We start from the raw sequence: 22,808 nt of genomic DNA, 5'->3' as shown, positions 1-22,808 counted from the left end.
AACTGCCATATTGACTTGTCTGATTTTTCATCTGCTGCGTCAATATAGCAGAAACTTAATTTTCGATGTACTAGAATCTGTTTGAAAAATCATTCCCGCAATCTGTACGCTCCACTTTGCGGTATATTTTGCCCGAATTCAGTTGCCGTAGCTCGCTACGGCTCCTTCCTCCATCTTGCATATGAAGAAATCATCCTGCGTCAATGTAGTAAATACTTGGTTGAATAAAGAATATCGGGAAGCAATTAAGCTTCCCGACAAATAAAAAGTTCTATAGATTTTTTGTAAAATCAATAAACTCTTCCGGCTCACCGTAATCATGAATCCGACAGTTTGCCAGACGCTGTATTTCCGCTTGATTTTCTTCATGAGAATCGTACACAGCAGTGGTATAGAAGCCATCTTTCTTAGCTGTGGTAAGGGCATGAAGAGAATCTTCAAAGACCATGGTATTGGTTCGGTCAGTGCCAAGAAAGTTCAAGGCTTCCCGATAAATGGTTGGTTCGTCCTTTCCGGCACCCACAGAGGAGCAGGTAAAGATTTCGCTGAAATAATCAAGCACTCCGCAACGTGCCAGGGCAGCTTCCACGAGGGAGCGCTCTGTAGCAGTGGCGATACACATTTTGACTCCGGTCTCATGAAGCTGAGCCAGAAATTCTTTCAGATGAGGCTTCAGCTGAGCTTCATAGCGGTAGAAATCATCTACAATTGCTACAGCACTTTTGATCAATTCATCTCGGGTCTGTTTTACACCATAGTGCTCAATAAAATAGTCAGCTGCCTGGTGGAGACTCATAGTGGCGATTGCTTCATCCAGATCCGGTTCAGGTTCAATTCTCTGGCTTCGCAGGTAATTTTCGCCTACATGATCCCAGGCTGACATAGAATCCAGAATCGTACCATCCAGATCCCAGATGGCACCCCTTAACATGAAATTCCTTTCCTGAAAGATGCATTGTCTTTGGAAATACAAGTAGAATCTTTCATTTTGAGAGTAAGCTCTTTAAGCTCTCTGGTTGCTTTTGTAATATCTTCAGCTGCAAAGATGGCACTTACAACTGCAATTCCGCAGATACCGCTTCCAGCCAGCTCCATTACATTGTCATGTGTAATTCCACCGATAGCAATAACAGGAATATTTACAGCCTCACATATTTGTTTTATAGTTTCATGGCTGATATTGCCGGCATCTTTTTTGGTTCCGGTTTGGAATGCGGCACCTACTCCCAGATAATCTGCGCCATTTTTTTCAGCAAGAACAGCCTCTTCAACTGTATGCGCAGAAACGCCGATGATTTTGTCAGAACCGAGGATGGCTCTGGCATTACCAGCAGCCATATCCTCCTGCCCTACATGAACGCCATCGGCATTGATTTCTTTTGCAATTTCTACATTGTCATTGATCACGAATGGTACATGATAGCGCGCACATAACTCTTTGATTTCCGCAGCTTCTTTGCGAAAACTATCTGTATCCAGAGTTTTTTCGCGTAGCTGAATGAAGGTAGCCCCACCTTTTAAGGCTTCTTCGACCTGGTCATATAAAGTTCTGCCATTTAACCAGCTGCGGTCAGTAACGGCATAAAGTAAAAGCTCTTTTTTATTGCAGTTCATTGGTAAAACCTGCCTTTCACATGTAACTTGTGCGTCAAACACACTCTAATACATTATATAAAGCTGAATCTGGAAAGTAAAGGTAATTATTAAGCTAGAGCCTGTTTGAAAAATCATTCCCACAATCTGCACGCCCCACTTTGTGGGAGATTTTGCCCGAATTCGGTTGCCGTAGCCCGCTACGGCGCCCTCATCCGGACAAAATCTCCCACAAACTGTGACGCACATCTTGCAGAAAGCCTTTTTCAAACACGCTCTAGAGCCTGTTTCTGCGAAGATCGAGAATCGTAACCCATAATGTTTGTTACATGAACAGGAACCTGTACATTGAAAAACGAAAAGTGATATGTTAGACTAATATTAAAATTGTGTTTTTGTCGGTTCGCAAAAAAGAGAGGCAGGTTTGATTATGGATCAATTTGAGCAGATGAAGGTGACACGGCAGGCGATGAATGGCAAGATGTGTCTGATGTTTGGTGGTATTTTCCTGATGTTTTCAGCCATTACCTCCACGATCATGTATGGAATCAATTTCTTTATGACAGCTCTGGAAGCAGATAAAGGAACTGCAGAGTATGTAGAACTTCTTGAGAATGCCGGAGTGGGAAGTGGACTTCTGAAAGGGATTGGTATTTGTTTTATTGCAGTAGGAATCTGGGAAGCTGTAGTTGGATTTCTATCTGTAAGAAATTCCAACAGAGTAGATAAGAGCAGATTTTCTGTGAAACTGGCCATATCGCTTCTTATAACAGAGATTGTCATGCAGGTAATTCTGTTTTTTACCGGATTGATGAATCTGGGGCTTCTTTTTACAGCCATTGTGCTTCCGCTGTTTTTACTTTGGGGTGCCACCCGTTTAGGCAAAGTTGCCAAGGCTGATCCGGAACGCAAATTTGCAGTAGACCCAGCCAGGAAGAAATCCTCTCAGCAATCTCAACCGGCCGCCCCGAAGAAGAGCATTCGTGAGAGAGCCGCTATGCAGGTGCGAGAAGATGCAGTGGTACCAGAGAAACAAGATACTGTAGATGAGGAAAATATTGCAGATTCAGAAGAGTCAAATTAGAAACTCAAAGTATGAATATAAGCATTATTGGAAAATGCAGTGGGTATAAGCGTCATAGGAAAATTGTTAAAGATATATAACCTGTGAAATTGTATGAGCTGTAGTTAGTCGTTGTTGCCGATAATATGATTTGCATGTAGCTATTAAGGTATAAGAATTAGAGACTGTTTATGATTCAACACCGGATAAAGGAAAGAGAACCACAGTATATGGACATGAAAGAAATCATCACAGAAGCAGCCCGTAAGCTGGTTCTGGAGAAAAAAGTAAAGAAGCTTACAGTAAAGGATATTGTGGAAGAGTGCCAGATCACCAGGCAGGCATTTTACTACCATTTCGAAGGAATACCGGATATGATTCAGTGGAGCATAAAGCAGGGAACCAGGCGGCTGCTGGAGGCGTGCAAAGAGCAGGGTGGCGCAGAAGCAGCGCTGAAGTATCTGTTTGTTTTTGCCATCAATGCTATACCCGAAGTGCGAAAAGGAATAGAAAGTAATTATGGAAAAGAACTGGAACAAACCCTTATGCAAGGAACCTGCGAGTTGTTTGAGAGCATTGTGGAGGAAGAAAATCTGTACCAGAATTATAGCCGCCAGGAGTTGAAGCTGATCCTCCGTTACCACAGCTATGCTATCTTTGGTATTTTCCAGGACTGGACACCGGAGGATACGAAGAATCTGGATATGATCGTACACGAAGTCTATTTGATTATGATGGGAAAGAATGCTACAGAAGATGTCTTTCTGTGCTGAAAAATGCTCCTGTTTATTCGTGACAGTTTTATTCCTGTGTTTATTGACCTTGAAGCAGTTTTGAAAGTGAAATTGACGGAGGTGGAGACCGACTGGGAATAGAATCCAGAGGCCGGATGCAAATACATGGAGGGAACTAAATAAGAGATCAAACGGGCAAGGTGTATCTTTACACTTTGCCCGTTTTGTCTATACACGGTGAAATTTTTGGCTATCGACACTTTCTTCTGCTTGTACTAGAATAAAATCATCAGGATTACGGAGTGCGATTGTGACGCACGTTTTGCAGAAAGCCTTTTTCAAACATGCGCTAGAGCCTGTTTGAGAAAGAACGGAAATGATAACGTAATCCGCAAGGAGAGGAGGGAACCATATATGGCACATGAAATTTTATCCGTAAAAATGTACGAGCTGGATAAAAAACTGGAACAGACCCACAGTCGGATTCAGCTGGCGGAGAGTATGGATACGGAAAGACTCCACCAACAGATCCAGAATCTTCGACAGGAATGTCAGGAAAGCCGTATCACTTTGGAAAACAGACTTCGCCATTCCAAGACAGACTGTGTAATGAAGCTGGCAGGCGTCTACGACCAGGTGGAGGCAGCAGTTGGAAAAGTGCTGGAGGCAGAAAACATAAATTTGAAAAATAAGGAGCCAATATTTGGAAATGTGCTCCCGGGAACGGAGGAGAAAATCCTCACCGCAGAATACGCCCTTGATTTTGCAATGCAGGCAGTAAACCGGGCACTTCTGGTATCGCTGGAGGCTATTGAAGCCCAGCGTCTGGAAGAGAAGAAAGAGGCAGAAGAGTAGACACTATTAGTTTACATAAGAAAGGACTACAACTATGAAAGAAGTAAAAACCCCAAAAAAGCCGTTGATCTACTATTACGGCATTGTGCTTCTGGTACTGATCGTCTTTAACCTGGTGGTTTCCCCAATCTTAATGGAACATCAGGTAGAAGAAACCGATTACGGTACCTTCATGAGCATGATTAATGACAAAAACATCGGTAAAGTAGAAGTAGAAGATAACCAGATCGTCTTTACCGATAAAAACAACGAAAAAATTTATAAAACCGGTCTTATGAATGACCCGGATCTCACCGACCGTCTGTATGAGTGCGGTGCCACCTTTACCAAAGACATTGACCAGCAGGCCTCTCCGATTCTCAGCTTCCTGGTAACCGGACTTCTGCCACTGATCATTTTCATAGTTCTTGGAAATTATATGGCAAAGAAGCTGATGGAGCAGGCTGGAGGCAAAAACTCCATGGCATTTGGCATGGGAAAAAGCAATGCAAAGGTTTACGTTCAATCCAGTGAAGGAATCCGTTTCTCAGATGTAGCCGGAGAGGATGAAGCCAAGGAAAACCTTGCAGAGATTGTAGATTACCTTCATAACCCAAAGAAATACACAGACGTGGGAGCCTCCATGCCGAAAGGCGTTCTCCTTGTAGGCCCTCCAGGTACTGGTAAAACAATGCTTGCCAAAGCTGTTGCCGGAGAAGCGAATGTTCCATTTTTTTCCATGTCCGGCTCTGAATTCGTAGAAATGTTTGTAGGTATGGGTGCCTCCAAAGTTCGTGATCTTTTTAAGCAGGCGAAAGAGAAAGCCCCATGTATCGTATTCATTGATGAGATCGATGCCATCGGTAAAAAACGTGATGGCCAGGTAGGGGGCAACGATGAGCGTGAGCAGACACTGAACCAGCTGCTTACAGAGATGGATGGTTTCGAGGGCAACAACGGTGTTATCATTCTGGCAGCTACCAACCGCCCGGAATCCCTTGACCCGGCACTTACCCGTCCAGGACGTTTCGACCGCCGCGTACCAGTTGAGCTTCCCGATCTTGCAGGTCGTGAAGCAATTCTGAAGGTTCATGCAAGAAAAATCAAAGCATCCGATGACGTGGATTTCCACACTATCGCACGTATGGCATCTGGTGCATCCGGAGCCGAGCTGGCAAATATTGTAAACGAAGCAGCACTTCGTGCAGTCCGTGACGGACGTACAATCGTTACAGAAGCAGACCTGGAAGAGAGCATTGAAGTGGTAATCGCTGGTTACCAGAAGAAAAACGCAGTTCTCTCTGACCAGGAGAAAAAAGTGGTTTCCTATCACGAAATCGGACATGCCCTGGTGGCAGCCCTTCAGAACCATTCCGCTCCTGTTCAGAAGATTACTATTATTCCGCGTACTTCCGGTGCACTCGGCTATACCATGCAGGTAGAAACTGGTGACAAGTATCTGATGACAAAGAAAGAACTGGAAAATAAGATTGCAACCTTCACCGGCGGACGTGCTGCAGAAGAAATCGTGTTTGGCGAGATCACCACAGGCGCTTCCAACGATATCGAGCAGGCAACCAAGATTGCCAGAGCTATGATCACTCGCTACGGAATGACCGACGAGTTCGACATGGTGGCTATGGAAACCGTTACCAACCAGTACCTTGGCGGCGATGCATCCCTTTCCTGCTCTGCAGATACCCAGAAGGAAATCGATGAGAAGGTCGTAGAATTAGTAAAGCGAGAACATGAAAAAGCCAAAAAGATCCTGACAGACAACCGTAAAAAACTGGATGAACTGGCTATGTTCCTTTATGAAAAAGAAACGATAACTGGCGAAGAGTTTATGAAAATTTTAAATAACAAAGAGGAGAGTGAGGAAAAATGAGAAGACGTTCACGTTATGGCTGGCTGGAACTCATTGAGGGAATCCTGCTGATCCTTCTTGGGATTTATACGTTGTGTAATCCGGGCGGCATGCTCCGCGGAATTACCTTTGCGTATGGTTTTCTTGCTGTCATCACCGGAATTTCAGATATTGTATTTTATGCAAAAACAGAGCGCTATATCGGCTTCGGACCTACCATTGCTCTGGTGACTGGAATTTTAAGTCTCCTTGCCGGACTAATGCTTCTGATGTACCCAAATGCCGGAGAGCTGATCATGACCCTGCTTCTCCCAATCTGGTTCATCGCTCATTCTGTTTCCAGATTGACCCACATCCCTCTGGTCCGTCTGGCAGGAAAATTTTACTATTACTTTACCTTGATTGTAAATATCCTTGGAATCACCCTTGGTTGTCTGATGATCATCTGGCCGTGGGTAGCGTTGTTTTCAACGGGCTTTATTATTGGCGGTTATCTGATCCTTCTTGGAATCGACTGCGTGGTGATGGCCTGCAGTGACATGGATGCCGGGTGGATGTAGAAACAGGATGTATTTACCGGTTGACACAAGAAACTACGAGGTGATAAAATCAAGATGAAATAAAAAAACTGCAGCTCGCAATAAAGGAGATTTACATATATGGCAACACTTAAGGATGTGGCGAAGGCCTCAGGCCTAACGGTAGGAACAGTTTCCAGAGTCCTGAATAACAGAGGATATATCAGTGATAAGACCCGTGAGAAAGTATATCAGGTGATGAAAGAGCTGAATTATCAGCCTAATGAGACAGCTCGCGCACTGTCAAAGCAGAAGAGTAATACGATAGGAGTTATTTTGCCGAATATTGAACATCCTTATTTTGCCAAGGTACTAAGCCGTTTGGAGCGAGAGGCTGCGAAGCAGGGATATCGTATCATGCTTTTTGTTTCCAGGTATAAAGAAGAACGTGAGGAACAGTGTATTGAGATGTGCAAGAGCGAAAGAGTGACCGGCGTTGTTCTTTGCAGTGGAAGTTTTGAAACTGAGAAATTTGAAGATCTTGATTTCCCGTTGATCACATTGGAACGTTCTATGGATGAAGGGACATCCGGGATTGAATGTGATAACTATCAGGGCGGTGTGCTGGCAACGGAGCTTCTGATTGAGAAAGGCTGCAGGAAGCTGATGTTTATCGGCGGAGTAAGTGCAGGGGTTGACATTCATATGCCAGGAGATCTCCGCGAGGTTGCATTTCGTGATATCTGTAAGAATCGAAATGAAGAAAATGTGGTTATGGTAACGGATAACCGTCTTTTTGATTCTCTGGAATATTATGAATATGTAAGACAGGCACTGGTGGATAATCCTGATGTGGACGGTGTATTTGCCAGTTCAGATGTTATTGGTGCCTATGTACTGCAGGCATGCGCAGATCTGGGAATCAAGGTTCCGGAGCAACTGAAGATCGTAGGTTTTGATGATGTGAATATTGCCCAGTTTACAAGTCCGGGACTTACGACAATTCATCAGCCTGTGGAACAGATGGCAGAATTGGCAGTAGCAGCTATTGCGCAGATTGATGAGGGGAAAGTTGTACCTACTAAGACAGTATTTCCGGTTACACTGGTTGAGCGAGGGACGACTTGAACGCAGATAAGCATTTCCCCGCTTCAAGTGCGCGGAGCACTAAGCGGCGAGTGAGGGGGGATGCTTCTGTCAGTGGGAGCCTTCAGCTCCCACTGACAGATCGCGAAGCGACTGCGTTCATGAGCAAACAGCGAAGCGGATTGCGAATGTCCGCTTTACTGAATTGTTAATATTTTTTTATCTTCGAAAAATTTTCCAGTCAGTTGTCATATTGTGTATTCTGGGGTGTTTTTGAAACATTTCAGAATACAATATGACAGCTGATTTTTTGTATAGCAGGAAATTACTCTGTAATATTTCTGCTATACAAAAAAACGCTTCGCGCGGAATTGATCAGATGCATAAGGAATATGACATACGGTTGTGATAAAAAATGAAGCAATTTTCGTAAAAAACAAGAAAAATAAAATAAATGAACTACAGACACGAAAAAAGCATGTAAAAGTGCACAAAACATAAAGAGCTAAATAGTATAAATGTAACAAAGTGATGTGAAATGGACAAAAATATATGACAACCGCTTGACATATTTGAGACGCAATGCTATCATACAACCATAAAGAAAACGTCCGAACAAGAACGTAAAAAACAGGAGGAAGCAAAAATGAAAAAACGTATTTCAATGGCAATTGCAGTTGCAACTGCAGCAGCAACAATGGCAAGTGTATCTGTACCGGTTATGGCAGACGATGTGAACATCACAATTTTTAACTCCAAAATGGAGGTTCAGAGCCAGTTCGAAGAATTAGCTGCTCAGTATGCAGAAGAGACCGGCGTTGGCGTAGAGGTTTATTACAACAGTGATACAGTATCTGCTCATCTGGCTACCAGATATTCTGCGAATGATCCATATACAATCGCTATGGTAGACCCGAAAGATATCTATTCACTTGCAGCAGACCATGCAATTGATTTAAGCGATCAGAGCTGGGTTAATGAGACTGATTACGCAATCGGAGTTGACGGACAGATCAATGGTTTCCCGACCTGCCTTGAAGCACGCGGTGTTATTTACAATGCAGATGCAATCGAAGCAATCACAGGCGAGACCTTCAATCCGGATGATTACAAGACACTTGATTCTTTTAAAGAGCTTCTTGAGAAACTGAAAGAAGGTGGAATGGAAACACCTACCGGTATCATGAAAGAGGACTGGTCCCTTGCAGCTCACTTCCTTGCTGAGGTTTACGAGCAGCAGCCAGATGTAGAAGCATTTGTTTCCTCTCTTTATGAAGGAACAGCAGACCTTGCAAACAATGAGAAATTCAATTCTCTTATGGACTTCTTCGATGTAATGATGGAGAATAACTACGCAAAAGATTCTGCAATCGCTGCAGAGCGTGAGACAACCGAGATGATGCTTGCTGAAGGACAGATCGCATTCATGTTCGGAGGAAACTGGGACTGGTCCGTAATCAATGCATATGATTATACAGAGAATATGGGAATGATGCCGGTACCGCAGAACACAGATGACGGATCCAATGAGAAGCTTGTTGGTGGAGGTTCCAAATTCATGATGATCGATTCCTCTGATGCAACAAGTGATGAGCAGCGTCAGGCAGCTAAGGACTTCCTTACATGGCTTGCTGATTCCGATGAAGGACAGAGCTTCATTGCTGAGACATGTGCACTTGTACCTGCATTCTCTAACAATGAAAAAGAAGTATCCGATCCACTTGGAAAATCTGTTAAGAAATATGCAGATGAAGGCTCTCTGATTGATAACTACAATTACCTTCCGGATGATCATCTTTCCATTTGTGGTGCAACCTTCCAGAAATATCTCGCAGGACAGATTGACAGAGCTGAGTTTGCAGCAGAGATTGAAGACTACTGGAAGAACACAACTCCTGTAGAGCACTAAGAATTATCCTTTGGTAACAACTTATTAATTTAACAAACATACTGTAGTTTTATAGAAATTTGCCACCCCTCAAGAGGCTGCACGCCTGTGCCATGCGGCGTGCGGCCTCTTTCCCTCACAAAAAGAAAAGTACTGGATTATAGATTTTCGGAGGCAGCGGGAAAAGGGTGGAGACAAAAAAGAAAAGGGAAAGGGGATCGTGATTATGGAACAAAACACCATGAAATATAAAGTAAAACAGTACTTGATGTTCGCTGGCGTTTCCACTGTCCTGTTTAGTGCAGTTGTAATCCTTCCATTTATCTACGGATTATATCTTACATTTACAAGCTGGGACGGTGTTTCAAAAGACAAACCATTTGTTGGACTGGCAAACTACATTGCTACATTCCAGGATGCAGCTTACTGGCAGGCACTTGGACGTACCTTGATTTATTCTGTTATCGCTGTAATTTTGGTAAACGTGGTAGCATTTTTCCTTGCATACCTTCTTACCAGCGGAATTAAAGGTCAGAACTTCTTCCGTGCAGGCTTCTTTGTTCCGAACCTGATCGGTGGTATCGTACTTGGTTATGTATGGAAATTCGTATTTAACCGTGCATTTGTATCACTTGGAAAATCTCTTTCTGTAGGTGCTCTTTCCACCTCCTGGCTGGCAACCACCAACGGTGCAATGGCATGTCTGATCATCGTATCTGTGTGGCAGTACGCAGGATATATGATGCTGATCTATGTAGCCGGATTTATGAGCGTATCCAAGAGCCTTATGGAAGCAGCCCAGATCGACGGCTGCACCAAGACACAGGCAACCATTAACGTAACGATCCCACTTATGAGATCTTCTTTTGTACAGTGTCTTTTCTTAACGATCACAAGATGCTTTATGGTATATGATGTAAACCTTTCCCTGACAAAAGGTGAGCCATTTAACTCTTCTGTAATGGCAGCTATGCACGTATACAATCAGGCATTTACTTACAAAAATTACGGTACCGGCCAGGCAGAGGCATTAATTCTGTTTGTTGTCTGCGCAATCGTAGGAGTTACTCAGGTTTACATTGGTAAGAAAGGGGAGGTGGCAGCATGATGGATGAAAACAAAAAAGCAGCTCAGAAGAAAAAAGTCAGCCATTTTATTACAATAGCAGTGCTGGTTATCCTGTTTCTGGCATTTATCTTCCCGTTTATCATGGTAATTTTCAATGCGTTTAAGACAAAAGGTGATATCACGGCAGATCCGCTGGCACTGGTTGGCTCTCACGGATTTATCCTGACCAACTTCACAGATGCTATGAAAAAGATGAACTTTGCAACATCTTTTACAAACTCTCTTTTGATTACTACCGTTTCTACGATCCTTACAATTATGCTTTCTGCAATGACAGCGTTTGTAATCGTTCGTAATAAATGGAAAGCATGCGGTATTCTGTTTTCCCTGATGATCGCATCTATGGTTATTCCGTTCCAGGTACTTATGATCCCGCTGGTTTCTCTTTACGGTGGCATCTTTGGAGTACTGAACAGCCGTATTACTCTGATCCTTATGCATGTGGGATTTTCCCTTTCCATGGCAACCTTCATGTTCCATGGTGCAATTCACACCAGCGTTCCGATGGAGCTGGAAGAAGCAGCATTTATTGATGGATGTACCAGATGGCAGACATACTGGAAAATTGTATTTCCGCTTCTGAAACCAACCATCGCAACAGTTGCGATTATTGATGCAATGGCATTCTGGAATGATTACCTTCTTCCAAGCCTTGTTCTCGGACGTAAAGAACTGTATACTCTTCCGATTGCAACACAGGCATTCTATGGTACTTATTCAACAGACCTCGGACTGGTAATGGCCGCTCTCCTTCTGGCTATGCTTCCGATCCTGGTTCTGTATCTGTTCCTGCAGCGTTACATCGTTGAGGGTGTTACCTCCGGAGCAGTAAAAGGTTAAAACCAAAATGGGGTCCAATGATAGTAATATTTTTGGACCCCATAATTACTATCTTGAAATGTGTTTTGATTAATAAATAACAACAGGAGATATGATTATGATAAGTCAGACTTTAAGAGATGCCAGAAGATACGAAGATGCAATGGCTCAGAATATTACACCTTTGGAGAGACCGGAATTTCATTTATCTCCAAAAGTTGGATGGATGAATGACCCCAATGGTTTTTCTTATTACAAAGACAAATTTCATTTATTTTACCAGTATTATCCATATGATTCCCAGTGGGGACCAATGCACTGGGGACATGCGATAAGTGATGACCTTCTTCACTGGGAATACCTTCCGGCAGCCATTGCCCCGGACATGCCATATGATTATGTGGGATGTTTTTCAGGAAGTGCCATTACGCTTCCAGATGGAAAACAGCTTTTTATGTACACCAGTGTGCGAAAAGAAGCACAGCCGGATGGAGGTGTCCGCGATATACAGACACAAAGCCTTGCAGTCGGTGATGGGATGGATTATGAAAAGGATGTACGAAATCCGATTCTTACAGCAGAAGACATGCCGGAAAACAGCAGCCCCTTTGATTTCCGTGATCCGAAAATGTGGAAATGCGAGGATGGCACTTACCGCTGCGTGATCGTAAATGACAGGGCGGACGGAACAGGCGGCCGTATTCTTCTGTATAGAAGTGAAGATGGGTTTAACTGGGAGTTTGAATCCGTAATGCTTTCTAATGATGGCAGATTCGGAAAAATGTGGGAGTGCCCGGATTTCTTTACCCTGGATGGAAAAGATGTAGTACTTGTAAGCCCTCAGGATATGCTTCCAAAAGGCTTTGAGTACCACAATGGTGATGGAACTCTTTGCCTGATTGGTAAATTTGATGAGGAGACCAAAACCTTTATTCCGGAAAAAGACCAGGCAGTGGACTATGGTATCGACTATTATGCAATGCAGACAGTGGAAGCACCAGACGGAAGAAGAATTATGATCGGCTGGATGCAGAACTGGGATACATGTGCGAATAACAGAATTCCGAAGGGAAAATGGTTTGGACAGATGAGCCTTCCAAGAGAGCTTTCCATTAAAGACGGCCGCCTGATCCAGAAACCGGTTCGGGAAATTGAGAATCTTCGCACAAATAAGACAGAATATAAGAATGTTGCTTTTGAGGATGTAATTCGTCTGGATGGCGTAGATGGAAGATGTGTGGATATGGAAATCACCCTTCGCCCGGCAGATGCGCAGAATATCTATAAGAAATTTGCAGTGCGTTTTGCCCAGAATGATACGTACCATACAGCAGTAAGCTTCCGCCCTTATGAATCCGTATTGAAAATTGACCGTAAGTTTTCCGGCTCCAGACGCGCAATTATCCATCAGAGAAGAAGCCTTGTGAACAGTGAAAATGGAGAGATTAAGCTTCGCCTGATCCTGGATCGTTTCAGTGCTGAGATTTTTGTAAATGATGGAGAACATGTGATGACTGCAACGATTTATACAGATCTGGAGGCAGATGGAATTTCCTTCTTTGCAGATGGCAAAGTGGAGATGGATGTTACAAAGTACGAGCTGAAGTTTTGAGAATTGCCAGTAGATACGAGGAGGATATAAAGTGAAGCAAAGAGAGAAAACAGATAAGATCTTTCAGGATCGTATGGCAAAGAAAACAGATGAATTACGCTGGCTGTACATGGAGCTTTATGGAAATGATTCCATGTTTTTCGAGTTATGCGATCAGCTGCACCGCTTCTATGAAGAACGAAGCAGCACATTGAAGGCACTGGATCAAAAGCGTGAAGCAGATCCGGGCTGGTATAAGAAAAATGACATGCTTGGCATGATGTTTTACATAGACAATTTTGCAGGAAACATGAAAGGTGTGGAAAGCAAGCTTGACTATCTGGAAAAAAACAACGTAAATTACATTCATCTGATGCCGTTTCTGGATACGCCGAAAGGTCGTTCTGATGGCGGTTATGCAGTGGCTGATTTCCGTAAAGTACAGGAAAATCTGGGAACGATGGATGATCTGGAGGCACTGGCCGGTGCCTGCCACAAAAAAGGCATCAGCCTGTGTATGGATTTTGTTATGAACCATACTTCGGAAGACCATGAATGGGCAAAAAAAGCCCGCCAGGGCGACGGGGAATATATGAGCCGTTATTTCTTCTACGACAATCCGTATATTCCGTCCCTCTATGAGAAAACAGTGCCTCAGGTATTTCCGACCACAGCTCCGGGTAACTTTACCTGGCTGCCGGAAATCGGGCATTATGTAATGACCACCTTTTACCCCTATCAGTGGGATCTGAACTATGGAAATCCTCGGGTTTTCAATGAGATGATGTATAATTTCCTTTTCCTTGCAAACAAGGGAATTGATGTAATCCGAATTGATGCAGTTCCCTATATCTGGAAAGAGCTGAACACACCATGCCGGAATCTTCCACAGGTACACACCATTGTGCGTATGATGCGTCTGATCAGCGAGATTGTATGCCCGGGAGTGATTCTTCTTGGAGAAGTAGTTATGGAGCCTGAAAAGGTTGTGCCATACTTTGGAACTGTAGAAAAACCGGAATGCCATATGCTTTACAATGTAACTACAATGGCAACTACATGGCATACCGTTGCCACCAGGGACGTGCGTCTTCTGAAAAAACAGCTTGATATTGTAAATGGTCTGCCGAAGGATTACGTATTCCTGAATTATCTGCGCTGCCACGATGATATTGGCTGGGGACTGGACTATGCCACACTTCAGCAGGAAGGCATTGAAGAACGTTCTCATAAGAAATATCTCAATGACTATTTCCAGGGCTTTGCAGGGGAGAGCAACAGCCGCGGAGTGCTTTACAATGAGGATCCGGTAACTGGAGATGCAAGATTCTGCGGAACCACCGCTTCCATGTGCGGTATTGAGAAGGCGGGATTTGAGAAAAACAAAGCGGCAATGGAAAAAGCAATCCAGCTGGATGTTATGCTTCATGCCTATATGTTCATGCAGTCAGGAATTCCTGTGATCTACAGTGGAGATGAAATCGGACAGGTAAATGATTATTCATACAAAAATGATCCGGACAAAGCACCGGATTCCCGATACATTCACAGAGGGGCTATGAATTGGGATCGCGCAGCCATGAGCGGCAACGCCAGAACTGTGGAGGGTAAATTGAACAAACGTCTGCTCCAGCTGGAAAAAATCCGCAAAACAGAGAAGGCATTTATGACAAATGCGGATACCTGGACTGTGGATACATGGGATAACAGTATTCTCTGCATTGGCCGTTATTATGAAGGAGAGAAAATTTACGGCCTGTTTAACTTCAGTGAATATGATAAGACCGCATGGATTAATGAACGTGATGGAATTTATAAGGATCTGATCACTGGACAGGAGATGGAGGCTGCAGGTGTAAATGTGCCTGCATATGGCTTCTTCTGGCTGAAAAAAATTAACTGATGAAGAAACACCCGGGAACAGAGGATTGTCTCTGTACTCCCGGGTGTTTTTTGTGAACAAAGTTCACAGAAAACATGAGGATTAAGTTTGCGCAGCAAATGCTACTTCTTGTGCTTGTCACAAGAAGGTTCGTCTTTCTGTGCATCGCGAAGCGTGTTACTGGTCGGCGTGAACAGTAAAGCATAAACAGTAACAATCTCCACTGGTATATGGTTGACATTGCTTCATAGGACTGTTAAATTATATTTACATATCTTAATATTTTTGAACGGCTTGCTGACAAGAAAGGATAACCATATGATAAAGCGAGACTTAAAAGACAATTTTCAGATATCCATCAGCGGCCAGGACACCTGGTATGACATGAATGTGCCCGGCTCCGCCATGGAGACTTTTTGCAAAGAAGGAATTCTTCCGGATCCATATTATGGAATGAATGAGTACAAATGGACAGAATTCTGGAAAAATGATTTTGACATCAGAAGCACTTTTTCTGTAAGCGCAGAAGAGATTGCCAGTGAGGAGATTCTTCTTACCTTTTACGGAATTGATACTGTGGCAGATGTCTTTTTAAATGGAAAGAAGCTTGGACATACTGAGAACATGCACCGCACCTGGGTCTACCAGGTGAAAGAACTGGTAAAAGAAGGCGAGAACCTTCTGGAATTTCATATCGCCTCTCCGGTAAAATTCATTGAGACTTACAAGCCGGAGAAAGGAAGAGAGATTCATTTTACCAACACCGGAACTATCCCTGGAAGCCAGTACATTCGTAAAGCACACTCCATGTTCGGCTGGGACTGGGGAGTTTCCCATAGTTAAAGATACCGCATCAGACATAACAACGCCACGCTTATATAATATTAAAAGCACGCCCAAATTACTGATTAGTAAAATTGGGGCGTGCTTTCATATTTAACGAGGTGTAACCTTTACCAATGTTGACAAATGATCCTTGTTTTCCTGACGGGTTCTTTTTTTATAGCCCAATTTATCGCATATATATTCGATTTTTTGAGCAAAAATGTCTACGCTCAATTTTGACATATAAAGATTACCGTCATCATCTCTAGAACTTGAATGCCATTGCTGTTCATCGTCTAAAGGATGTTCGGGGCGAAAATCGTAAATGTTAAATATTTTATGCTCAACTTGAGTTATCCATGCTGCGCCAACTTCCATCAATGCACCCCATGAACTTTTCGTATTATGACTTGTAACGAAAATAACATAAATCTTTTGCGTAGAATAACTATCAACAAAGAAATCTCGCAAATAGTCGTATATCCCACTTTTTCCTACGTCGCCTTCTGGGATGCGTGATACTTCATCATCACAGTTTGTATAAATTATATCTTCGGGCGGTACGTTGTTAAATACCAACATATTGTAAATAATATCCGCCAAATCCTTGTCTCGATATGTCTGACTAATTAGCAATTTCTTCTTTTGAGAATCAATAATGCTTTTAATCCCCATATCCGGACTGTTGGTGTTTATTTCATCAGAAAGTATTGCCTCTACTTCATCAGCTTGCTCTGTACTAATACCTAAACGAGAAGAAATTTTTTGAGCTGCTTTCTTAGCGGTGTTTTTTCTGAAAGTATCTACCGACTTTTTAAATGAAGCTTCGTTTTGACGTTGCTGTTCTAGCTTTTTTTCTTCTTTTTTCTTTTTGCCCAAAGACACAAACAAATCTCGCATTTTCAAGATATCAGGCAATAAAGTTTTTCTAACATAATCTAGTACCGCCTGATAGCGAGGATCATCCGTTTTATATCCTTGACGATTGCTTAGAGCCATATCGGGTAACTCCGTCAGTTCAAAAATATCAACATGAAGTTGACCTACGACATAGACTTCATTCAATTTATTTTGTCCAACAACAGGAAGTATATTAAATTCGCCCATTTTTTGGTTGGCATACAGAGAAATAAAATTATCAGGAAAATCCGTTAACTCTACTTTTCTGCCGCGAGTTGATGTATAAGTTCCTATCCATCCTTTGATTTCTACGTTATATGTATGTTCAACACCAGATTTGTCATCCATACTAATGGGCATTGTTGCTAAAGGTTTATTTTTGCGGAGTTCTGCTATTTCATTTCCATATGGCGTCTGGAAAAAATCATTAAGATATGTAAATTCATCCCCTAAAGTAATTAGAGTAGAGAGTTCTGAAATCATTTCCTTATCAAAGTTCTCAATGGTTTCCGCTTCCGTTCCCCGAATTAGGTGAATTTTAAACTTCTCATTTACTAACGGGAATATCTTAAGTAAATTGCGTTTAATTGCCTTTAATGTACTATGAAGTTTGTACTGCGGATTCTGCATAACGACAGAAGTACCGTTGCCAGATACTCTTTCGAAAGAAATTTGCTCGTCAGTGAGCGGCACAAGTAAATTATTGTCGTTTATATGGCGAGATAATACAAACCCTGATTTTTCTCCATTTGAAATCGTCTTTATAAGAACGTTCTCAGAAACCGATAGGGCAGCTAGTTTTCCTACGCCTTTACGCCCCATTTTCTTCCGTTTCATAGGGGTTAGAGATTCGGCATCGGTATTTCTAGAAACCGCGGCAACATTAAGGTATTTCTGGATATCGCCGTCAGCATATGACATTCCTTTGCCGTCATCTTCAACGGTAATATCATCCTTGTTAGCAATGATATATACATTGTGGGCATCTGCATCGTAAGCATTAGCAATTAATTCAGCTAGCACATAATAAATGTTTGTATACAGGCTTGGACCTAATAATTCCAAAATACGGGGATCAATATTAAGTTTGTATTCTTTCTCTTTCATTTGCAATCGTCGCTTTCTTTTGTCTCTTTTTAGGTAAACTTCTAATTATACTTTCTCCAATCACTTCGCCCAAACGAGGCGGAACAGCATTTCCTATATGGCGTGCTATTTTCCTTATCGGAACTTCAACATTGCTAGGCGAAAATTGATAATCAGGAGGAAAAGACTGTAAAATAGCGCCTTCCCGTAAAGTAATCGCCCTGTCCTGTTCTGGATGTCCAAAACGTCCGGTTCCATAACCGATAAATTGTGTGGTGATAGTAGGAGACAAATCATCCCACTTCATTCTACCATATACTGATGCATAAGTTTTTCCGCCTTCTTTTTTATGGCAGTTTAATACTAAACGTTCAGGCCAATCACGCCATGTACCGCCGGGAACGGAATGTTGTATTCGTTCCAAATTGATAGGAGAGAGTGCTGGCGAAATATGAAGCCTATCGTTTTCATTTGCCTCTCCAGCGGAAATTCTCGGTAAGCTACCAATAGCGTCTCTAACTGTCAGATGTTTTTGATGTGTTGCATCAATAAGTTTTATTTCTTTGCGACGCGACGCAAGCAAAATCAACCTTTTTCTCCGTTGCGGTACGCCATAATTTGCGACATTTACAACTTGATAATTTACAATATAATTCAAGCCTTCTAACGTGGAAACAAAATCTTTAAAAACTTTTTCTTTTTCTAATTCTGGCACATTCTCCATTGATACTATGTGGGGACGAGTTTCTTCCACCAACCGCCCAAATTGGTATAGTAATTTCCAGTCTTTATGTTTAGAACGGTTTTGCTTATCTTTTTGATGGCTTGAAAAAGGTTGACATGGCGCACATCCGACGAGTATTTTAACGTCAGCGCCTCGCAAAAGGGCGTGTATTTCTTTTCCTGTGACATCTTCAACGCTTTTATGAATAAATGTGCAGTTGTTGTTGTGAGTATAAGCGTATTCGCAAGAATCATCAATATCAATTCCTGCTACAACTGGAATTCCCGCTTTTTGCAAACCATAGGTAAGCCCGCCTACGCCGCAAAATAAATCAACAGCTTTAATTGTCATCGTTGTGTCCTTTCAGAAGAACGACTCAATATTGACTGAATTTTTTCGACTAATATAGTTTCGTTTCTCTTTTTTAATTCGCATTCCCAAATACGCAGAACTTTCCATCCGCGTGCCTCAAACATGGCAGTCACATCTTTATCGTGCTTCATATTACGTTCGCATTTCTTTTGCCAGTATTCCTTATTTTCTGCCGGGCGTGTATTTCGGCAATCATGACCATGCCAAAAGCAACCGTCTACGAATACTGCAACTTTTTCTTTTAGAAACACAAAATCGGGATGTCCTTTGACCGGATAATTGCGCTTCCATCCAGTAATACCATTCTGTTTAAATATGTCTATCAATCGCAGTTCTGTTGATTTGTTCTTTTTTGATTTAACTTTTCGCATGATTTCAGAGCGTTTTTCATTATTAAAAATATCCGCCATGATAAATCATCTCGCCTCAAACTCAATGCGAAGGCTCGGATCAGTTTCAGCCTCAAGAACAATTTCGTTATAACGACCAATAATATCTGAAAGCGTAGAATTTCTCTTGCTTTCATCAAAAAGGCTATGTTCATATACATTGGACGAAAGGAATTGCTGAATATCCCAAACCTCAACGCGCCCGGCAAGGCCCGCATCTTCCGCAAGATTTAATGCTGTATGTACACGCTCAAAAATTGTAATGATGACAGGATGGCATCCGCCGCGCAAGTTCGCCTTGCATTTTTCAATCAGCAAAGCGCCGGGCATTGTTGTACAATGGATAATCGTGTTGTTTATAACAAAATCGCCGCTTCGTTCAGTTGGCGCGTCCGCAACAGAAGCGCCATGAATCTCAAATGCATTTTCAGGCATAATAAGACATAATTTCGCGGCTACTAAGTGCTGCAAAACCGTTCCCAAATACTGCGTTCCCGGATTTTGTTTCTGACGTTTCTTAGCCTGTTCAAATAGTTCGTCTAAGTTTGCTCCAATAGTTTTGGAAGTATCGGCGGTCAAAACAAACGGCTGATTTCTGAAATATTCTCTAACTTGTTCCGCCCAAAATTCTTCCACGATTGAAAAATCAACAGTTTCTTCTTCGTTCCATGCGTTGAGAAAATCAACGTACTTTATCATTAACCCCATACTTCCGCGACTGGTGCGCCCGCCTTCTGCGGATAATTGTTGTGTAATGCCATGCTCTTTTAATATTTTTTTGAGATTACCGCCGCCAAGTCCAGCAACCTGTCCTTTACTGCTTGTTTGAAAATCGTCTGGATTTAAGGGAAAATCCTTGTTCTGAACAAGTCGAGTAAATTGAACTACTAGCGACAGCGGCCCTTTCGTATAGATATTATTTTCCTCTTGAAATGCTTTTAATCTTTCTTCTGTACTAATCATCGTATACGGCCTCCGCAAGTTTTGTTAGGAAATTTTCTCCTATGAATTGAGCTACCGGCATTGCGACAGCATCTCCCATCGCTTTATAACCATCGTTGTAGCTACCGGGGAGAATAAAACTATCCGGCGCTCCCATCAATCGAGCGGCTTCACGAACAGTCAATAGGCGAGCATGAATCTCATCATTTTTTTTCACAACTAAATACTGTTTGCTACTTCCGCCTTCTGGCGTTCGTAAACAACCGGCAATACCATCGAAGCGCAATTCTAGCTGCTGCTCTCCATGACGTGTTCGGCGATAGCCCGTAGCATAAACCGTGTCATGCTCATTTAGCTTGATCTGGTGCCGTTCTGGAACAAGCGGCAGGACAGTATCTTTATCAAATTTTGTTTCTTCTTCAATAATATCTTTTAATGTGCTGTGGCGGCGCGGAGGTTTCTCCGCTTGCCACCAAATCCATCCGGGTAAAGACCGACCCAAATCAGAGGCAGCTTTATTATGCAGCCAGCAAGGGGCATCTCCGGTCAGATACGCCGGGATTGCATATCCATGTTGCACAGCAATAACAAAAACCCTCGGTCTTGACTGCGGAACAAAATGGGAAGCGTTTAAAACGATAGCTCCACAGTCGTAACCACGCTCCACAAGTGCCATATGGAGAACCCGATAATTATCGCCGCCATTTGTGGAAAGCAAGCCGGTTACATTCTCTAAAGTCAATATTCGTGGCTTTTCTTCCATCTCATCCAACACACGTAGCCATTCCCACACCAATCCGCTTCTGGATGCGTGAATACCGCCTAAAGAACCAGCCAAAGACAAATCCTGGCATGGAAAACTGGCCCAAGATAAATGAGCAAAAGGCAAATCCCTACCATTCACATCTTTTATGTCGCCAAGTTCAAAATGTTCGCAACCAAAATTAGCTTCATATACAGCCGCTTTCTGTTCGCTAATATCGTTAGCCCAAATTGGTGCAAACATACCTTTTAAGCCGTAGGCGACTAAACCGCTTCCGGCAAAGAATTCATGCATTGTCCAAGGCGCGGAGGACAAGTCGATATTTTGTTTTTTATACAGAGTGCGTTGCAGCAAACTTTTTTCCTCCCGTCTTATTTGAAGTTCGTTTGGTATTGGTCGGTTTTTGAGCATTCTCAGGAATAATCCAAATGCGGCTCATACGCATAGCGCCAACAATTCTGTTCTCTTTACAAAGAATTTGAACTTGACGCGGCGTTACGCCCCATTTTTCAGCAGCTTCCTGAACTGTTATATACCCATTCACTTGCGGCACCTCGAACCTGTATTTTGGATTTTGAAAACTGATATAATTATATTCGTTTGAGCGAAATAAAGCAAGGGATTTCAAGAGGATTTCTCGGCCAATTCTACAATAATACTACTCTGCTGATACAACCAGTCCGTAAATTCTTTCGGGCTGGCTGTTCTTTCTTTTACAGCCCGTTTTCTCTGCAACGCTTCTTTCTTGAACGCTTCAAAAGCGGTCAGCATTTCTTCCAGCCGGTCAGCCGGGAAGCCCGCTGTCCTTTTTGCCTTGTTGATCTTGTTGCGCCAGTTCTGGCACTCGTTTTTGTAGAGCAAATCGTAGTTGTTTTCTCTTGCCCTCTCGTCAAACTCCCTCTTGTTTTGAAGTGCCTGCTTCTTTCTGCATTTGTCGTTGCACAGTTCGTACCGCTGGCTTTTTGCGAGGAAGATATGTCCACAGACTTTGCATTTTCGGAAGCACAACCCCCAATCATTCAGCCGGTTCAGATAGTAGGTTATCAGCGGATAGAACGTGGTATAGGCCGCGACACATTCTGTCGTACGCCGGTTGTCCGGATACCAAAGGTCAAGCCGTGTTTCCGCTGCCGGTACGGAGCCGAATATCCGGCTGGAAATATGGAACGGCTGCGGCCTACCGGTATCGCTGTCAAATTGAAGCGGGCTTCTCTGCTGAAAGGTCATGGTAAAGTGACTCATTTTATCCATGAAGCGGTCACAGGCTTCCGCACGTTTCGCCGGTTCCCTTGCCAGCAGATAGCCATTCCAGATACGGAACGCAGCATACATCCGCAGCGGATCGCCGGTATCAAACTTTGTTTTCAGAAATTCCCCTGCGGCCTGCTCTAAGGCTGGCTGCTTCCAGCGGTTTGAGTGCAGGGCATCCCTCAGCGGAGCCAGGCCAAAGCGGTTCCATTCCCCGTCAGGGTCATGTTCAAACTCTGCAAGGAACGTTCCAAGCGGGCGTGTTGTATCGCACAGCACATCCGCATCCATATCCCCCTGTAATCGAAAGCGCACCTGTAATTCTTCCCCAATTAAAATCCGCTCTTTCATTTTCTTCCTGTCCAGCGTCAGGACGAACAAAATCCGGTCATAACACGGCTCATGCCGCACAAATTCCATTTCCATTCTATTTTCCTACCTTTGCTTATGGTAATTTTATAATTCTGTTATATCAGTTACACTCATAGTATCGTAAAAGTATTGTTTCGTCAAGGAGAAGTCGCTATGATAATTGCACATGGTAATTTCGTTCCAT

The 22,808-nt window shown here is 43.0% G+C and carries 23 protein-coding genes and 1 pseudogene; 13 read left to right on the top strand and 11 right to left on the bottom strand.

The genetic code is table 11. From position 1 onward, the window contains the following. Positions 1 to 39 precede the first annotated feature (39 nt). The 4 genes and pseudogenes from ABHC48_RS01315 to ABHC48_RS01300 all read right to left on the bottom strand — a co-directional run. Positions 40 to 138 carry a DUF6783 domain-containing protein gene (locus ABHC48_RS01315; RefSeq protein WP_334285441.1) on the bottom strand — a complete coding sequence of 33 codons (99 nt, stop codon included), beginning with the start codon at positions 136 to 138 and terminating at the stop codon, positions 40 to 42. Between the two features lie 133 nt (positions 139 to 271). Continuing rightward, positions 272 to 931 carry an HAD family phosphatase gene (locus ABHC48_RS01310; protein WP_195698898.1) on the bottom strand — a complete coding sequence of 220 codons (660 nt, stop codon included), beginning with the start codon at positions 929 to 931 and terminating at the stop codon, positions 272 to 274. Further along, positions 925 to 1,614 carry a thiamine phosphate synthase gene (thiE, locus tag ABHC48_RS01305; protein ID WP_195698899.1) on the bottom strand — a complete coding sequence of 230 codons (690 nt, stop codon included), beginning with the start codon at positions 1,612 to 1,614 and terminating at the stop codon, positions 925 to 927. Before thiE ends, ABHC48_RS01310 begins: the two co-directional genes overlap by 7 nt. A gap of 45 nt (positions 1,615 to 1,659) precedes the next feature. Then, positions 1,660 to 1,803 (bottom strand): annotated as a pseudogene (locus ABHC48_RS01300) (DUF6783 domain-containing protein); the annotation flags it as partial. Between ABHC48_RS01300 and ABHC48_RS01295 the strand changes: the two are divergent. The 13 genes from ABHC48_RS01295 to ABHC48_RS01235 all read left to right on the top strand — a co-directional run bounded on the left by ABHC48_RS01295 (position 1,741) and on the right by ABHC48_RS01235 (position 15,846). Then, positions 1,741 to 1,905: a DUF6783 domain-containing protein gene (locus ABHC48_RS01295; RefSeq protein WP_319017146.1), complete on the top strand. Its 165-nt coding sequence runs from the start codon at positions 1,741 to 1,743 to the stop codon at positions 1,903 to 1,905. The pseudogene ABHC48_RS01300 and the gene ABHC48_RS01295 overlap by 63 nt on opposite strands. Before the next feature lie 118 nt (positions 1,906 to 2,023). After that, positions 2,024 to 2,677, top strand: coding sequence for a hypothetical protein (locus ABHC48_RS01290; protein WP_118581976.1), 654 nt, complete (start codon positions 2,024 to 2,026; stop codon positions 2,675 to 2,677). A 209-nt stretch (positions 2,678 to 2,886) separates the two neighbouring features. Further along, entirely contained in the window at positions 2,887 to 3,429 is a 543-nt protein-coding gene (locus ABHC48_RS01285; RefSeq protein ID WP_195698900.1) for a TetR/AcrR family transcriptional regulator, read from the top strand. Between the two features lie 375 nt (positions 3,430 to 3,804). Then, on the top strand, positions 3,805 to 4,245 hold the full coding sequence (locus ABHC48_RS01280; RefSeq protein ID WP_195698901.1) for a hypothetical protein: 441 nt from the start codon (positions 3,805 to 3,807) through the stop codon (positions 4,243 to 4,245). 34 nt (positions 4,246 to 4,279) lie between these two features. Beyond that, on the top strand, positions 4,280 to 6,112 hold the full coding sequence (gene ftsH, locus ABHC48_RS01275; protein ID WP_195698902.1) for an ATP-dependent zinc metalloprotease FtsH: 1,833 nt from the start codon (positions 4,280 to 4,282) through the stop codon (positions 6,110 to 6,112). Continuing rightward, on the top strand, positions 6,109 to 6,651 hold the full coding sequence (locus ABHC48_RS01270) for a DUF308 domain-containing protein (protein WP_187565804.1): 543 nt from the start codon (positions 6,109 to 6,111) through the stop codon (positions 6,649 to 6,651). The genes ftsH and ABHC48_RS01270 overlap by 4 nt, the downstream gene beginning before the upstream one ends. Positions 6,652 to 6,750: 99 nt before the next feature. Then, a complete protein-coding gene (locus ABHC48_RS01265) occupies positions 6,751 to 7,737 on the top strand; it encodes a LacI family DNA-binding transcriptional regulator (RefSeq protein ID WP_118581958.1) in 987 nt (328 codons plus the stop codon). Between the two features lie 604 nt (positions 7,738 to 8,341). Next, on the top strand, positions 8,342 to 9,604 hold the full coding sequence (locus tag ABHC48_RS01260; protein WP_173716089.1) for an ABC transporter substrate-binding protein: 1,263 nt from the start codon (positions 8,342 to 8,344) through the stop codon (positions 9,602 to 9,604). Between the two features lie 205 nt (positions 9,605 to 9,809). Then, positions 9,810 to 10,691 (top strand): sugar ABC transporter permease, encoded by an 882-nt coding sequence (locus ABHC48_RS01255; RefSeq protein ID WP_118581952.1) that lies wholly within the window; start codon positions 9,810 to 9,812, stop codon positions 10,689 to 10,691. Continuing rightward, positions 10,688 to 11,551 carry a carbohydrate ABC transporter permease gene (locus ABHC48_RS01250; RefSeq protein ID WP_330382723.1) on the top strand — a complete coding sequence of 288 codons (864 nt, stop codon included), beginning with the start codon at positions 10,688 to 10,690 and terminating at the stop codon, positions 11,549 to 11,551. Before ABHC48_RS01255 ends, ABHC48_RS01250 begins: the two co-directional genes overlap by 4 nt. 97 nt (positions 11,552 to 11,648) lie before the next feature. After that, positions 11,649 to 13,142: a glycoside hydrolase family 32 protein gene (locus ABHC48_RS01245; protein WP_195698903.1), complete on the top strand. Its 1,494-nt coding sequence runs from the start codon at positions 11,649 to 11,651 to the stop codon at positions 13,140 to 13,142. 73 nt (positions 13,143 to 13,215) lie between these two features. After that, the gene (locus ABHC48_RS01240) at positions 13,216 to 15,024 is read left to right on the top strand and encodes an amylosucrase (protein WP_118582054.1); all 1,809 of its coding nucleotides are present in this window, start codon (positions 13,216 to 13,218) and stop codon (positions 15,022 to 15,024) included. A gap of 297 nt (positions 15,025 to 15,321) precedes the next feature. Beyond that, a complete protein-coding gene (locus ABHC48_RS01235; protein ID WP_195698904.1) occupies positions 15,322 to 15,846 on the top strand; it encodes a hypothetical protein in 525 nt (174 codons plus the stop codon). Between the two features lie 93 nt (positions 15,847 to 15,939). Here ABHC48_RS01235 and ABHC48_RS01230 read toward each other — a convergent pair whose 3' ends face one another. From ABHC48_RS01230 to ABHC48_RS01200, 7 genes are read right to left on the bottom strand one after another with little or no spacing between them, the layout of a single operon-like run. Continuing rightward, a complete protein-coding gene (locus ABHC48_RS01230) occupies positions 15,940 to 17,835 on the bottom strand; it encodes an ATP-binding protein (RefSeq protein WP_009322374.1) in 1,896 nt (631 codons plus the stop codon). Then, on the bottom strand, positions 17,810 to 18,889 hold the full coding sequence (gene dcm, locus ABHC48_RS01225; protein ID WP_118505434.1) for a DNA (cytosine-5-)-methyltransferase: 1,080 nt from the start codon (positions 18,887 to 18,889) through the stop codon (positions 17,810 to 17,812). The genes ABHC48_RS01230 and dcm overlap by 26 nt, the downstream gene beginning before the upstream one ends. Next, complete coding sequence (locus tag ABHC48_RS01220) at positions 18,886 to 19,320, bottom strand: very short patch repair endonuclease (protein WP_083833743.1); 435 nt, start codon at positions 19,318 to 19,320, stop codon at positions 18,886 to 18,888. The genes dcm and ABHC48_RS01220 overlap by 4 nt, the downstream gene beginning before the upstream one ends. 6 nt (positions 19,321 to 19,326) lie before the next feature. Then, positions 19,327 to 20,262 carry a DUF4928 family protein gene (locus ABHC48_RS01215; RefSeq protein WP_009322372.1) on the bottom strand — a complete coding sequence of 312 codons (936 nt, stop codon included), beginning with the start codon at positions 20,260 to 20,262 and terminating at the stop codon, positions 19,327 to 19,329. After that, positions 20,255 to 21,358 (bottom strand): DNA cytosine methyltransferase, encoded by a 1,104-nt coding sequence (locus ABHC48_RS01210; RefSeq protein ID WP_009322371.1) that lies wholly within the window; start codon positions 21,356 to 21,358, stop codon positions 20,255 to 20,257. The genes ABHC48_RS01215 and ABHC48_RS01210 overlap by 8 nt, the downstream gene beginning before the upstream one ends. Then, positions 21,336 to 21,632 (bottom strand): helix-turn-helix domain-containing protein, encoded by a 297-nt coding sequence (locus ABHC48_RS01205; protein WP_226840934.1) that lies wholly within the window; start codon positions 21,630 to 21,632, stop codon positions 21,336 to 21,338. The genes ABHC48_RS01210 and ABHC48_RS01205 overlap by 23 nt, the downstream gene beginning before the upstream one ends. Further along, complete coding sequence (locus ABHC48_RS01200) at positions 21,629 to 22,678, bottom strand: hypothetical protein (protein ID WP_118285520.1); 1,050 nt, start codon at positions 22,676 to 22,678, stop codon at positions 21,629 to 21,631. Before ABHC48_RS01200 ends, ABHC48_RS01205 begins: the two co-directional genes overlap by 4 nt. Positions 22,679 to 22,808 lie beyond the last annotated feature (130 nt).

This window comes from Ruminococcus sp. 1001136sp1, assembly GCF_039841815.1.
GTDB lineage: Bacteria > Bacillota > Clostridia > Lachnospirales > Lachnospiraceae > Blautia_A > Blautia_A faecis.
Note: the sequence above shows the minus strand (reverse complement) of the source record. Positions and strands in the feature narration are given on the sequence as shown.

Coding starts and splice junctions, on each gene's coding strand:
- ABHC48_RS01310 (WP_195698898.1), bottom strand. CDS start 931: ATGTTAAGGGGTGCCATCTGGGATCTGGATGGTACGATTCTGGATTCT.
- thiE (WP_195698899.1), bottom strand. CDS start 1,614: ATGAACTGCAATAAAAAAGAGCTTTTACTTTATGCCGTTACTGACCGC.
- ABHC48_RS01290 (WP_118581976.1), top strand. CDS start 2,024: ATGGATCAATTTGAGCAGATGAAGGTGACACGGCAGGCGATGAATGGC.
- ABHC48_RS01285 (WP_195698900.1), top strand. CDS start 2,887: ATGGACATGAAAGAAATCATCACAGAAGCAGCCCGTAAGCTGGTTCTG.
- ABHC48_RS01280 (WP_195698901.1), top strand. CDS start 3,805: ATGGCACATGAAATTTTATCCGTAAAAATGTACGAGCTGGATAAAAAA.
- ftsH (WP_195698902.1), top strand. CDS start 4,280: ATGAAAGAAGTAAAAACCCCAAAAAAGCCGTTGATCTACTATTACGGC.
- ABHC48_RS01270 (WP_187565804.1), top strand. CDS start 6,109: ATGAGAAGACGTTCACGTTATGGCTGGCTGGAACTCATTGAGGGAATC.
- ABHC48_RS01265 (WP_118581958.1), top strand. CDS start 6,751: ATGGCAACACTTAAGGATGTGGCGAAGGCCTCAGGCCTAACGGTAGGA.
- ABHC48_RS01260 (WP_173716089.1), top strand. CDS start 8,342: ATGAAAAAACGTATTTCAATGGCAATTGCAGTTGCAACTGCAGCAGCA.
- ABHC48_RS01255 (WP_118581952.1), top strand. CDS start 9,810: ATGGAACAAAACACCATGAAATATAAAGTAAAACAGTACTTGATGTTC.
- ABHC48_RS01250 (WP_330382723.1), top strand. CDS start 10,688: ATGATGGATGAAAACAAAAAAGCAGCTCAGAAGAAAAAAGTCAGCCAT.
- ABHC48_RS01245 (WP_195698903.1), top strand. CDS start 11,649: ATGATAAGTCAGACTTTAAGAGATGCCAGAAGATACGAAGATGCAATG.
- ABHC48_RS01240 (WP_118582054.1), top strand. CDS start 13,216: ATGGCAAAGAAAACAGATGAATTACGCTGGCTGTACATGGAGCTTTAT.
- ABHC48_RS01235 (WP_195698904.1), top strand. CDS start 15,322: ATGATAAAGCGAGACTTAAAAGACAATTTTCAGATATCCATCAGCGGC.
- ABHC48_RS01230 (WP_009322374.1), bottom strand. CDS start 17,835: ATGAAAGAGAAAGAATACAAACTTAATATTGATCCCCGTATTTTGGAA.
- dcm (WP_118505434.1), bottom strand. CDS start 18,889: ATGACAATTAAAGCTGTTGATTTATTTTGCGGCGTAGGCGGGCTTACC.
- ABHC48_RS01220 (WP_083833743.1), bottom strand. CDS start 19,320: ATGGCGGATATTTTTAATAATGAAAAACGCTCTGAAATCATGCGAAAA.
- ABHC48_RS01215 (WP_009322372.1), bottom strand. CDS start 20,262: ATGATTAGTACAGAAGAAAGATTAAAAGCATTTCAAGAGGAAAATAAT.
- ABHC48_RS01200 (WP_118285520.1), bottom strand. CDS start 22,678: ATGGAAATGGAATTTGTGCGGCATGAGCCGTGTTATGACCGGATTTTG.